The organism is Variovorax sp. MPBD4-3, assembly GCF_058809745.1.
Map to the genome: position 1 here is coordinate 31,543 of NZ_JBXASW010000014.1, position 12,621 is coordinate 44,163.

Annotated in this window: 12 protein-coding genes; 8 read left to right on the forward strand and 4 right to left on the reverse strand. The window is 68.4% G+C overall.

Annotation, left to right across the window (positions count from 1 at the left end; translation table 11 throughout):
• The first annotated feature begins 4 nt into the window (after positions 1 to 4).
• The 4 genes from ocd (at position 5) to AC1RVW_RS11215 (ending at position 4,509) form a co-directional block, all read left to right on the forward strand.
• Positions 5 to 1,054, forward strand: coding sequence for an ornithine cyclodeaminase (gene ocd / locus AC1RVW_RS11200; protein ID WP_493199909.1), 1,050 nt, complete (start codon positions 5 to 7; stop codon positions 1,052 to 1,054).
• Between the two features lie 40 nt (positions 1,055 to 1,094).
• Entirely contained in the window at positions 1,095 to 2,135 is a 1,041-nt protein-coding gene (locus AC1RVW_RS11205; RefSeq protein WP_493199911.1) for a histone deacetylase family protein, read from the forward strand.
• Between the two features lie 140 nt (positions 2,136 to 2,275).
• A complete protein-coding gene (locus AC1RVW_RS11210) occupies positions 2,276 to 3,247 on the forward strand; it encodes a Bug family tripartite tricarboxylate transporter substrate binding protein (RefSeq protein WP_081269672.1) in 972 nt (323 codons plus the stop codon).
• A 113-nt stretch (positions 3,248 to 3,360) separates the two neighbouring features.
• A complete protein-coding gene (locus AC1RVW_RS11215) occupies positions 3,361 to 4,509 on the forward strand; it encodes a Fic family protein (protein WP_493199913.1) in 1,149 nt (382 codons plus the stop codon).
• Here the strand turns inward: AC1RVW_RS11215 and AC1RVW_RS11220 are convergent.
• Positions 4,472 to 5,077, reverse strand: coding sequence for a TetR/AcrR family transcriptional regulator (locus AC1RVW_RS11220; RefSeq protein ID WP_493199915.1), 606 nt, complete (start codon positions 5,075 to 5,077; stop codon positions 4,472 to 4,474). The two genes, AC1RVW_RS11215 and AC1RVW_RS11220, sit on opposite strands and share 38 nt — an antisense overlap.
• Before the next feature lie 88 nt (positions 5,078 to 5,165).
• Between AC1RVW_RS11220 and AC1RVW_RS11225 the strand changes: the two genes are divergently transcribed.
• The gene (locus AC1RVW_RS11225; protein ID WP_493199917.1) at positions 5,166 to 6,416 is read left to right on the forward strand and encodes an MFS transporter; all 1,251 of its coding nucleotides are present in this window, start codon (positions 5,166 to 5,168) and stop codon (positions 6,414 to 6,416) included.
• Positions 6,417 to 6,429: 13 nt separating this feature from the next.
• Here AC1RVW_RS11225 and AC1RVW_RS11230 read toward each other — a convergent pair whose 3' ends face one another.
• Positions 6,430 to 7,263, reverse strand: coding sequence for an HAD-IIB family hydrolase (locus AC1RVW_RS11230; RefSeq protein WP_493199919.1), 834 nt, complete (start codon positions 7,261 to 7,263; stop codon positions 6,430 to 6,432).
• A 107-nt stretch (positions 7,264 to 7,370) separates the two neighbouring features.
• Between AC1RVW_RS11230 and AC1RVW_RS11235 the strand changes: the two genes are divergently transcribed.
• From AC1RVW_RS11235 to AC1RVW_RS11245, 3 genes are all read left to right on the forward strand, one after another.
• The gene (locus AC1RVW_RS11235) at positions 7,371 to 8,366 is read left to right on the forward strand and encodes an ABC transporter ATP-binding protein (protein WP_285414214.1); all 996 of its coding nucleotides are present in this window, start codon (positions 7,371 to 7,373) and stop codon (positions 8,364 to 8,366) included.
• Positions 8,367 to 8,428: 62 nt separating this feature from the next.
• Complete coding sequence (locus tag AC1RVW_RS11240; RefSeq protein ID WP_493200025.1) at positions 8,429 to 9,205, forward strand: ABC transporter permease; 777 nt, start codon at positions 8,429 to 8,431, stop codon at positions 9,203 to 9,205.
• Positions 9,206 to 9,516: 311 nt separating this feature from the next.
• Entirely contained in the window at positions 9,517 to 10,320 is an 804-nt protein-coding gene (locus AC1RVW_RS11245) for an ABC transporter permease (protein ID WP_493199921.1), read from the forward strand.
• A 14-nt stretch (positions 10,321 to 10,334) separates the two neighbouring features.
• Here AC1RVW_RS11245 and AC1RVW_RS11250 read toward each other — a convergent pair whose 3' ends face one another.
• Both AC1RVW_RS11250 and phaP read right to left on the reverse strand, forming a co-directional pair.
• Positions 10,335 to 11,963 (reverse strand): peptide chain release factor 3, encoded by a 1,629-nt coding sequence (locus AC1RVW_RS11250; RefSeq protein ID WP_081269679.1) that lies wholly within the window; start codon positions 11,961 to 11,963, stop codon positions 10,335 to 10,337.
• 96 nt (positions 11,964 to 12,059) lie between these two features.
• Positions 12,060 to 12,566, reverse strand: a complete 507-nt coding sequence (phaP, locus tag AC1RVW_RS11255) for a TIGR01841 family phasin (RefSeq protein WP_285414211.1) — start codon at positions 12,564 to 12,566, stop codon at positions 12,060 to 12,062.
• Positions 12,567 to 12,621: the final 55 nt, after the last annotated feature.

Consider the following 12,621-nt stretch of genomic DNA (forward strand, 5'->3'; position numbering starts at 1 on the left):
TGTCATGACCCGCTTCATCGATGTTCACAGCCTCGTTCGCCTGGTGGACGAGACCGGCGTTCCGCAATTCCTCGAGGCCCTGGCCGACGCGTTGCGCGACGACTTCCTGCGGTGGCGCGAGTTCGACAAGAAGGCGCGCGTGGCCAGCCATTCGCACCTCGGAGTGATCGAGCTGATGCCGGTGGCCGACGACGGCGCCTACGCCTTCAAGTACGTCAACGGGCATCCCCACAACACGCAGGTCGGGCTGCCGACGGTCATGGCCTTCGGCGTGCTGGCCGAGGTCGACACGGGCTACCCCATGCTGCTGTCGGAACTCACGCTCACCACCGCGCTGCGCACGGCCGCCACCTCGGCAATGGCCGCGAAGGCGCTGGCGCGGCCCGACTCGCGCAGCCTCGCGCTGATCGGCAACGGCTCGCAGAGCGAGTTCCAGGCACTGGCCTTCCATGCGCTGCTGGGCATCGAGCAGATGCGCGTGTTCGACACCGACCCGCACGCCACCGACAAGCTGGTGCGCCATCTCTCGGCCTGCACGCCGCTGGAGATCGTGCGTGCGCGCTCCGTGGCCGATGCCGTGCGCGGCGCCGACATCGTCACCACCGTCACCGCCTACCAGGGCCGCGCGACCGTGCTCACGCCCGACATGATCGAGCCCGGCATGCACATCAACGCCGTGGGCGGCGACTCGCCCGGCAAGACCGAGCTGCACCCCGACGTGCTGCGGCTGGCGCGCGTGTTCGTCGAGTACGAGCCGCAGACCCGGGTGGAGGGCGAGATCCAGCAGGTGGCGGCCGACTTCCCGGTGCACGAACTGTGGCGCGTGCTGCTGGGCGAAGTGCCTGGCCGCGAGAGCCCGGGGCAGGTCACGCTGTTCGATTCGGTCGGCTTCGCGCTGGAGGACTACACCGCGCTGCGCTACATCCAGCGCATTGCCACCGAGCGCGGCATCGGCCAGCAGATCGCGCTGGTGCCCGAGCTGGACGACCCGAAGGACCTGTTCGGCCTCACGGCCTCGGGCCGGCGCCGGGCGGTGCTGCGGCGTGCGGCATGATGGGCGGCTTCATCACAGCCGATGCCGCTCTTCTTCATCCATGCTCACCATCCACAACGACCAGCACGTTCTCCACCAGGGCAAAGTCGAGATGTTCCGCGGCGAACTCGTGCCGTGCTTCGAGGTGCCCGCACGCGTCGACCATGTGAAGCATGAACTGGAGCGCCGCGGCCTCGGCCCGCTGCAGGCGCCCGATGCGTTCGACGAATCGCTGCTGGCCGGGGTGCATGCGCCGCGCTATTTGGACTTCATCGCGCATGCCTGGGACGAGTGGGTGGCGCTGGACCCGGCCAACGCGTCGCGCGATGCGCTGCCGTCGTACTGGCCCACGCGCGGCATGCGCACCGACGTGCTGCCCAAGAGCTTTCCGGCGCGCATGGGGCTGTTCTCGTTCGACTCCGGCACGCCGCTGATGGCCGGCAGCTGGGCGGCGGCGCGGCATGGCGCCGCCTGTGCGTGGACTGCGGCGCGGCGCGTCATCGGCGGCGAGCGCGCGGCCTTTGCCCTCACGCGCCCGCCGGGCCACCATGCGGGCGCCGATTTCTTCGGCGGCTACTGCTTCATCAACAACGCCGCCGTCGCCGCGCAGGCGCTGCGCGATGCGGGCGTGGGGCGCGTGGCGGTGCTCGACGTGGACTACCACCACGGCAACGGCACGCAGGCCATCTTCTACGAGCGCGACGACGTGCACTTCGCCAGCCTGCACGGCGATCCGCTGACCGACTACCCGTACTACCTGGGCCATGCCGACGAGCGCGGCGCGGGCAGGGGCGAGGGCTTCAACCACAACCTGCCGCTGCCGCGGGGCACGGATTTCACGGCGTGGCGCGCGGCGCTGAAGGCCGCGCTCGAGCGCATCGCCGAGGTGAAGGCCGGCGCGCTCGTGGTCTCGCTCGGCGTCGACACCTTCGAGGGCGACCCGATCTCCGGCTTCAAGCTGAAGAGCGACGACTACCTGCGCATGGGCGAGGACCTGGCGCGCGCCGGCCTGCCGACGGTGTTCGTGTTCGAGGGCGGCTATGCGGTGGCCGAGGTGGGCGTGAACGCGGTGAACGTGCTCGAAGGCTTCGGGCAGGCGTAGCCAGCCGGCTGGCTGACGCGCAGGCGACTCGGATCGCCCGATTCACCCCTCGCCGGGCGGGAAATCAGGGCAGTCCCGATTGCCTTCGCGCACCGGGCAAGGCCCAATCGGCGCTTTTCCAAGTCAGGATCCAGTCAGCCATGCTCCGCCGTTCATCATTCCTCTGCGCCGCTACGCTCGCCGCGTGCGGCCTCGTTTCTCCTCTGGCGGCTTTCGCACAGGGCTTTCCCACCAAGCCGGTCAAGCTGGTCATCGCCTTTCCGGCGGGCGGCCCGACCGACATCACCATGCGCCAGCTTGCCGACAACGCGAGCAAGATCCTCGGCCAGCCGGTGATCATCGACAACAAACCCGGCGCCGGCGGCACGCTGCCCGCGCAGGCGCTGCAGACCGCGCAGCCCGACGGCTACACCGTCGCGCAGATCCCGCTGGGCGTGTTCCGCCTGGGCTACACCACCAAGATCAACTGGGACCCGCTGAAGGACATCACCTATGTGCTGAACGTCACCGGCTATGCCTTCGGCATCGTGGTGCCGGCCGACAGCCCCTTCAAGACCTGGGCCGACTTCGTCGCCTACGCCAAGGCCAACCCCGGCAAGCTCACCTACGGCTCCACCGGCACGCTGACCAGCCCGCACCTGACCACCGAAATCGTCGCGCAGAAGGCCGGCATCGAGCTGCAGCACGTGCCCTACAAGGGCAGCGCCGACCTGATGCTGGCGGTGGTCAGCGGCCAGCTGATGGCCGCCGCCGACAGCACGGGCTTCGCGCCGCAAGTGGAAGCCGGCAAGCTGCGCGTGCTCAACACCTGGGGCGAGAAGCGCCTGGCCAAGTTCCCCGACGCGCCTACGCTGAAGGAACTGGGCTACGACGTGGTGCAGAACTCGCCCTTCGGCATCGGCGCACCCAAGGGCACGCCGCCGGAGGTGGTGAAGAAGCTGCACGACGCCTTCAAGCAGGCGATGGAAGAGCCGAGCTACGTGGCGTCGCTGGGCCGCTACGACATGCTGCCGAACTACATGAGCTCGGCCACGTACACCAAGTTCGCGCAGGATACGGTGGTGCGGGAGAAGGCGGTGATCGAGAAGCTGGGGTTGGCGAAGGAGAAGTAAGCAGAGGCGTGCAATCCTGCACGCGCCAGTGTTGCTTGGTGCTTTCATGAGGCTCATATAAATTAAAGTCCGCTTTAATATGAGCCACGGCAATTCAAGAAAGCTTTCATCCAATGCGCAGCACAGGTACCTACGCCACTTCCACGACGCTGGGTGAACCGGTCCGCGCGTTCGTGCCCCATCCGCTGCCGCCGAGCAAGCCTGCATTGGCTCCGGAATCCTTCGTGGAGCAAAACCGCGTTGCCGAACTGGCGCTGGCCCGCTTGTCCGGGGTCTCCGGGCTCGTTCCGTCGGTGGACTGGTTGCTCTACAGCGCGATCCGCAAGGAGGCGCTGCTCACTTCCCAGATCGAAGGGACGCAAGCCACCCTGACCGACCTTTTCGACGACGAGGCGGGCATTGCAGTTCGCAATACCGACGACGTGGAGGAGGTCACGAACTATCTGCGCGCCTTTCGCCTGGTGCAAGACAACTTGCGCGCTCCGGGCGGGCTGCCGATCAGCGTGCGGCTGCTGTCCGACGCTCACGCGCTTCTGCTCGACGGTGCGCGCGGCAGCGGCAAGCAGCCCGGTGCGCTGCGCCGTTCGCAGAACTGGATAGGGGGAACGCGTCCGGGCAACGCCGTTTTCGTGCCTCCGCCGGCCGAGCGTGTTGCCGGCTTGCTTGGCGACTTGGAGCAATTCATTCACGCGAGCACATTCCCTGATCTGCCGCCACTGGTGAAGGTCGCGCTCGTGCATGCGCAGTTCGAGACTATTCACCCATTTCTCGACGGCAACGGGCGTATCGGCCGGCTCTTGATAGCAGCACTTCTGGAGCATTGGCGCCTGCTGCCCGAACCCTTGATGTATCTCAGTGGCTATCTCAAGCAGCATCAGGCGGAGTACTACCGGCGTCTATCGAACATTCGCACGGACGGCGATTGGGAGGGCTGGGTGAGCTTCTTCCTGGAGGGGGTGGTTACCGCCGCCAACGACGCCGAACGAAGCGTGGTCGCCATTGCGAGCCTGGTGACAGCGGATCGCCGGAGACTTCTGCAGCACCCCAAGTCGGGGCCAGCCAGCTACCGGCTGTTCGAACTCTTGCCGCTGATGCCGCGTTTCACCGTGGAGAGGGTGCGCCAGAAGCTCGAAACGAGTTTTCCGACGGCCAACGCGGCCGTGAAACTGCTGGAGGAACTGGGCATCGTGAATGAAGTGACAGGGCAACGGAAAAACCGCAGCTTCAGCTACCAGGCGTACGTCGCGTTGTTGACGCGCTGATCGGCGTCCCGATCGCAAACAGCTCGTCCACCAGCCGCCCCGCCAGCTCCGGCTTCACCGGCTCACTCCCGAACACCAGCCTGAACACGATCGGCGCAATCAGGTGATCGATCACCTGCTGCGGCTCGGGCGCGCGCTCGCCGCGCGCATGCGCCTGCTCCACCAGCGTCAGCGCTTCCCTGCGGCGGTTGCGCAGGCAGTCGGTGTCCGAATCGCCAGTGGCCAGCGCGGCCGCGGCTTTCAGCAATGAGGTGTTGCACGGCTTGGCCAGGTGCTCGATGAGTTCGCGCGCCCAGGCTTCCAGGTCCTGGCGCAGGGTGCCGGTGTCCGGCAGCGGGCGGTTCGGGTCCAGCCGATGGGTGGCCGTTTCGGCCAGCAGGCCCTGCAGGTCGCCCCAGCGGCGGTAGATGCTCGACGCGCTGACGCCCGCGCGCTCCGCCACGGCCGGCACGGTGACGCGCTCGCGGCCCTGCTCGGCCACCAGTTCTTCCAGCGCGGTACGCACCTGCGCCTGCACCTGTGCGCTGCGGCCGCCGGGACGCTTGTTGGGGAGGGTGACGTCGTTCATGTCCGGACTTTAACGCAAAGATATTTGCTTTAGAAGATTCACAGGTCTAGAATCACAAAAGCAAAAAAAGTTGCATTAAGGATTCGACATGCCGACCACTTGCCCCGAACTCGCAGCCGCCACCGCCGACATCGCCGCCCGCGCCAAGCCTCGCCGGCTGCCTGCGAACGTGGCGTTCCCGTTGCTGGCCGCCGTGCTGTTCGCCTTCTTCTTTGCGGCCGCAGCGCCATCGCCGCTGTTCGTGGTGTTCCAGCACGCCTGGCATTTCTCGTCGTCGTTGCTCACCGTGGCCTTCGCGATCTACGCCATCGCGCTGCTGATCTCGCTGCTGGTGGCGGGCTCGCTGTCAGACCACATCGGACGGCGGCCGGTGGTGCTCGGGGCGCTGGCGCTGCAGGCCGTGGCGATGGGGCTCTTCCTGCTGGCGCAGGGCATCGGCGGCCTGATCGTCGCGCGCGTGGTGCAGGGCGTGGCCACGGGCGTTGCGAGCGGCGCGCTGAGCGCGGCGGTGGTCGAGGCCGCACCGGCATCGCGCAAGCGGCTGGGCGCGCTGATCACTAGCGTGTCGCCGATGGCCGGCCTTGCGCTCGGCGCGCTGCTGACGGGCGTGGCGGTGAAGTTCTCGCTCCAGCCCGTGGCGCTGGTGTTCGGCGTGCTGGCAGCGGTGTTCGCGCTCGGCGCGGCAGTGGTGCTGTGGATGCCCGAGACGGTGACGCGCCGCCCCGGTGCCTGGGCCTCGCTGGTGCCGCGCGTGTCGATCCCGGCGCGCGCGCGCGCCGAGTTCGCGCGCGGCCTGCCGGTGTTCGTCGTGGTGTGGGCGCTCGGCGGGCTGTTTCTTTCGCTGGCGCCGTCGCTGATGCTGCATGTATTCGGCGTCGACAACGGCGTGGTCAACGGGCTCACGGTGGCGGTGCTGTCGGGTGTCGGCGCCATCGCGCCAACGCTGCTGGGCCGCCTTGCCGCGCCGCGGCCCGCCATCGTCGGCATGGCCAGCATCGCGGCTGGGCTGGTGCTGCTGCTCGCGTCGCTGGCCACGGGCTCGCTCGCTCTGTTCTTCGTCGGCACCGCCGTGGCGGGCGTGGGCTTCGGCGGTGCGTTCTCGGCGCTGGTGCAGGCGCTTGCGCCGCTGGCGCAGCCGCACGAGCGCGGCGAACTGTTCGCGGCCATCTTCGTGGTGAGCTATCTCGCATTCAGCCTGCCGGCGATGCTGGCGGGCTTCCTCGTCAAGCCGCTCGGCCTGCTGGCGACGGTGGAAGGCTATGCCGCCGTGCTGTTGCTGATTGCCGCTTTCGGCGTCTGGAACTACTGGGCGGTGCTGCGGAAGGCGCCCGGCGCCTGAGCTCCGGCGTCGGCTATGCGCGGCGCGCGGCCAGCACGGCGCGCGCCGCCTCGGCAAACCCCGTGCCGCGCTCTCCCTGCGTCACGTAGCGCGGCAGGTGCGCCAGCTGCGGCACGAAGCGCGCCACATTCGCCACCCCGATGCTGTGCGCGAAGGTGCGGAACATCAATTGGTCGTTGGTGGAGTCGCCCACGTAGGCCCAGCGGTCCATCTCGTCGTCGAGCGTGCGGCCCCACAGCTCGCGCACGATCCAGCGCGCGCCTTCGAGCTTGTCGTTGTCGCCGTACCAGCCGTTGATGTGGATGCTGCTCACGGTGGCGTGCATGCCTTCGCCGCGCATCAGCGCCACCACCCGCGCCACGGTGGCGTCGTCGAGCTGGACGAACTCGCTGTGGTCGATGGCGATGTCGGTCTCGCGGCCCGGTGAATCGGTGGCGCGCGCGGCGCCGGGTATCTCGCGCTCGATGCGCGCCAGCACGGCCTGCATGCGCGCGAAGTTGGCGGCGCGCGTGGCTGCGTCCTGCTGGTAGCGCCTCTCGACTTCGCCGCCCGCGGCCGGCAGCAGCGCCACCGCGCCGTTCTCGGCCACGATGGCATCCACCGGCCAGGCATTGACGAAGGGCAGGCTCCAGCCCACCGGGCGGCCCGTGATGGCAACCACCGCGAGGCCCGCGGCCTTGAGGTCGGCCAGCGCCTCAAGGGCGTCCGGCGTGATCGCGCCATCGCTGGTCAGCGTGTCGTCGATGTCGGTGAACACGCCCGTCAGCGCGCCGCGCGCGGATGTCTCCCAACGTGTCAGAGGCATCAGGTGGTTCGGCGAAACGGGCGGTGAAGACGGCGCTGGCATGGCGTGCAGGAGGGGGCAGATGAGGATGAGAGGAGGCGTGATCGTAGCGGCGCTTTTCGTGTAGCATCCCGCCCCCGCCGCGCATCGAGCCCGGTGCGGCGCCCCTCATGCCCCACATCCTCGTCGACAACCTCCTCAAGACCTACCGCATCTCCGAGCGCGACCCCGGCGTGATGGGCGCGCTGCGCGGCCTCGTGCACCGCCGCCATCGCACGGTGGAGGCGCTGTCGGGCGTGTCGTTCTCGCTCGAGCGCGGCGAGCTGCTGGGCTTCATCGGGCCGAACGGCGCGGGCAAGTCGACCACCATCAAGATCCTCGCGGGCATCCTGCGGGCAGACGGCGGGCGCGTGGAGATCGACGGGCGCGACCCCTTCGCCGACCGCGAGCGGCACGTGGGGCGCATCGGCGTGGTTTTCGGCCAGCGCACGCAACTGTGGTGGGACCTGCCGGTGGGCGACGGCTTCGACCTGCTGCGCGACATCTACCGGGTCGACCCCGTGCGCTACCGCCGCACGCGCGACGAGCTGGTCGCGCTGCTGCACCTGGAGCGCGTGCTCGACCAGCCGGTGCGGCAGCTGTCGCTCGGCCAGCGCATGCGCGCGGAAATCGCGGCGGCGCTGCTGCACGAACCCGACATCCTGTTCCTCGACGAACCGACCATCGGGCTCGACGCGCCGTCGAAGCTGGCGGTGCGCGACTTCGTGCGCCGCGCCAACCGGGAGCGCGGCACCACCGTGCTTCTGACCACGCACGACATGCATGACATCGAGGCGCTGGCGCAGCGCGTGATCATCATCGGCCACGGCCGCGTGCTGGCCGACAGCCCGGTCGAGGCGCTGCGCGCGCAGGTGATGGCCGAGCGCCGGCTGGTGGTCGACTTTGCGCAGGACGCGGCGCTGCCCGCGCAGGTGGAAGGCGCCAGGGTGCATTCGCGCGACGGCCAGACGCTGGTGCTGGACTTCGACCCGGCGGTGACGACGGCGCCCGCGCTGATCGCCCGCATCGCGGCCGGCCATGCGGTGGAAGACATCCGCCTCGAAGGCCTGGCCATCGAGGCCGTCATCGCGCGCTTCTACGCGATGCACGGAGCGGCCGAAGCGTGACGACGGTCCTGCGCGAACTCTCGCGCCCCTACATCGCGGCCTTTGCCTCGCGCTTCCTGCAGATGCTGCAGTACCGCACGGCCGCGCTCGCGGGTTTCGGCACGCAGTGCTGGTGGGGCGGCATCAAGGTGATGGTGCTGGCCGCCTTCTACAGCGGCGCGTCGATGGCCGGCACGCCGATGTCGTTGACGCAGGCGATCACCTACAGCTGGCTCTCGCAGGGCTTGCTGGTGCTGGTGCCGTGGCTCGGCGACCCTGAGGTGGCCCAGGCCGTGCGCACCGGCGCTGTGGCCTACGACCGCCTTCGGCCTGTCGATGCCTACGCCCTGTGGTTCGCGCGCAGCACGGGCTGGATCGCGGCGCGCGTGTTGCCGCGCGTGGCTCTGATGGCGGCCTTCGCGGGCATCGCGCTGCCGTTGGCCGGACTGGGCGATTGGGCCTGGCAGCCGCCGGCGAGTTTTTCGGCCGCGGTGGCATTTCTGGCGTCAGCGGTGCTGGCGCTGCTGTTGTCCACGTCGATGGTCATGCTGCTCAACATCGCGGCGACCGCGGCGCTCAACGAGCGTGGCATCAACGCGCTGGCGGGGCCGGTGGTCATCGTGTTCTCTGGAAACCTGCTGCCGCTGGTGCTGTTGCCCGACGCATGGCAGACGGCGCTGCTGCTGCAGCCGTTCGCGGGCGTGGTCGACATTCCCGCGCGGATCTACTTCGGGTTGATGAGCGGCTGGCAGGCCATGGCTGGGTTGGGGCTGCAGTCGTTCTGGATCGTGGTGCTGGTCGTGTTCGGCCGCATGGCGATGCAGCGGACGATGCGGCGGCTGGAGGTGCAGGGTGGTTGAGTTCTTGACTGTGTGTTCGATGCTTTCGGGGCGCAATCACGCCGCCTGGGTACTCTGCTCCGCGAATGTCCCCCGGCCTGCGGCCTCCTCCTTTATTTCGCTGCGCAGAGCACCCAGCCGGCGTGATCGCCCAGAGCACTGGTTGATCGGCGAGCACGACGGCAGCGTCCACTGTGCGCAGGGCGCCGGGTGGCTCCCGCAGCGAAATAAAGGAGGAGCCCGAAGGGCGGGGGACATTCGCGGAGGGAGCTACCCGGTGGCCTGCGCACGCCCCCAGAACACACGCAAAGCAATTCGGAGCCACTGAACAAATGGGATCGCTCCGCCTACTCATGAGGCTCATCGCAGCCTCGCTCAGCGGCCAGGCACGCTATCCAGCCTCGGCGCTGATGCTGACCACGGGCCAGTTCCTGGGCACCGGCATCGAGGTCATCGCAGTGTGGGCCTTGTTCCATCGCTTCGGCGAAGTGCAGGGCTGGCAACTTGGCGAAGTGGCGCTGTTCTACGGGCTCGTGAACTGCATGTTTGCCGTGGCCGACGCGCTGGGGCGCGGCTTCGACACGCTCGGCACCGAGTTCCTGCGCACCGGCGCCTTCGACCGTCTGCTGCTGCGCCCGCGCCCCGTGGCGCTGCAACTGATGGGGCACGACTTCCGCATCAGCCGCGCGGGCCGCCTGTTGCAAGGCATTCTGGTGCTGATATTCGCGACGGTGCAGGCCAACATCGCGTGGACGCCGTCCGCCGTGGGCATCGCGCTATTCGCACTGGCCGGCGGCGCGGCGCTGTTCCTCGGCATCCTGGTGCTGCAGGGCACGCTGTCGTTCTGGACCGTCGAAAGCCTGGAGATCGCCAACGTGCTGACCTACGGCGGCGTACAGGCCGCGCAATATCCGCTGGCGCTGTATGCGCAGTGGTTCCGGCGCGTGCTGACATTCATCGTGCCGCTCGCCTGCGTGGCGTACTACCCGGCGCTGGCGATCCTGGGCAAGCCCGATCCGCTCGGGGCGCCCGCGTGGACGGGGCTCGTGTCGCCGCTCGCGGGCTTCGTGTTCCTCGCGGCGGCTTTCGGCGTGTGGCGCTTCGGGTTGCGCCACTATGCTTCTACCGGGAGCTGATCCCGTCCGGGCGCTCAGCCCGCGCTCTGCAGCGCCAACCCCGCGTGCTCGCGCAGCGGATGGAAGTGGATCTTCGGAAAGCGCTCCTGCGCCAGCCGCACGTCGTACGGCGAGGTGCACAAGAAAGCCAGTGTGTCCGCCGCGTCCTTGGCCATGCGCTGCGGATAGGCGTTGACGAACTCGCGCAGCTCGGCCGGGGTGTCGGCGGTGATCCAGCGCGCGCCGGTGTACTGGCAGCCTTCGAGCCGCACGTCGGCGTCGTACTCGGCCTTGAGGCGGTGCTGCACCACTTCGAACTGCAGCTGGCCGACGGCGCCCAGCAGCATCGGGCCGCCGATCTCGGGTCGGAACACCTGGATGGCGCCCTCTTCGCCGAGCTGGGCCAGGCCCTGCTGGAGCTGCTTGGTGCGCAGCGGGTTCTTCAGGATCACGGTCATGAACAGCTCGGGCGCGAAGAAGGGCAGGCCGGTGAACTGCAGGCTCGCGCCGTCGGTGATGGTGTCGCCCAGCTGCACGCCGCCGTGCGTGGTGAAGCCCACGATGTCGCCCGCATAGGCCTCTTCCACCGCCTCGCGCCGCTGGCTCATGAAGGTCACCACGCTGGTGGGGCGCAGTTCCTTGGCGGTGCGCTGCACCTTGAGCTTCATGCCCGGCGTGTACTTGCCCGAGGCCATGCGCACGAAGGCGATGCGGTCGCGGTGGTTGGCGTCCATGTTGGCCTGCACCTTGAAGACCACGCCCGCGAAATCCTTGTCCTCGGGCTGGATCTCTTTCACCACCGGCTGGCGGTTGACCATGGTGGTGCTGGTGCGCGACTGCGGCGAAGGCGCCAGGTCGACCAGCGCGTCCAGCACTTCCATCACGCCGAAGTTGTTCACGCCGGAGCCGAAGAACACGGGCGTCTGCTTGCCGGCCAGGAAGGCCTCGCGGTCCCAGGTGGGCGATGCGCCGGTGGCCAGCTCCATGCTTTCCATGGCGGTCTCGAAGTCGGCGCCGAAGCGCTTGGCGAGCGTGTCGCGCTCGCTCAGCGGAATGGTCTCGAAGTCCTGCGGCAGCCGCTCGCTGCCCGACTCGAACACCGTCATGGCCTGCGTGCGCAGGTTCATGATCCCGCGGAAAGTCTTGCCCTGGCCCACGGGCCAGGTCATGGGCACGCAGGGCATGCCGAGTTCGCGCTCCACCTCGTCCAGGATGTCCAGCGGCTCGCGCACTTCGCGGTCCATCTTGTTGACGAAGGTGATGATGGGCGTGTCGCGCTGGCGGCAGACCTCGATCAGCCGCCGCGTCTGCGCTTCCACGCCGTTGGCCGCGTCGATCACCATCAGCGCCGAGTCGACGGCGGTGAGCACGCGGTAGGTGTCTTCCGAGAAGTCCTTGTGGCCGGGCGTGTCGAGCAGGTTGATGACGTGGTCGCGGTACAGCATCTGCATGACCGACGAGGCCACCGAGATGCCGCGCTGCTTTTCGATTTCCATCCAGTCGGAGGTGGCGTGGCGCGAGGCCTTGCGCGCCTTCACCGAGCCGGCGATCTGGATCGCGCCCGAGAAAAGCAGCAGCTTCTCGGTCAGCGTGGTCTTGCCGGCGTCAGGGTGGGAAATGATCGCGAAGGTGCGACGGCGGCGGGTTTCGGCAACAAAAGACAAGGTGGGCAATCGGGCAGGGGAATGCCGCGATTTTAGAAGGCCGGGGATTTCCGCCCGCCGGCCGGCGCAAAGCGCCCCGCGAACGCCGGTGCTTCCTTACTTGCGCTGCAGCATCTTCGTGACCTCGTCCACGTTGGACTGGATGCGCTGGCGCACCACGTCGAAGGCGTCGGCCTGCGACTTGGCGGCGAGGTTGGCCAGCTCCTTGATGTCGTCGATGGCGCGCTGGAACGACTGGCGCCCGAGCTCGTCGAGCCTGGCGAGATTTTCCTTCGCATCCTTGCCCGGCATTTCCTTGGCGGCGGTCTGCCATTCGGTGATGGCGTGCTTGATCATCTCGGTCTGCCGCTGCACCACGGTCTGCAGGCCCTGGTAGGACTTCTCGTTGGCCTGCATCAGGGCCGCCAGGTCCTTGCGCCCGCTTTCCAGCAGCTTGCCGGCGCCACCGGTCAGGTTGAGGTCCTGCAGCCGGTCGGCCATGCCCTTCAGCGGATTGAGCATGTCCGCGGCAGTCGGCGCTGCCTTCTTCGCGCTGGCGGTGCTGTCGCTGCTGCTGCTGCTGGCGGTGGTCTTCTTGGCGGCGGCTTTCTTGGCTGTGGCCATGGTGCGGAATCTCCTGTGACGGTGAACGGATGGATGGCGAGGACCGGCCGGACGG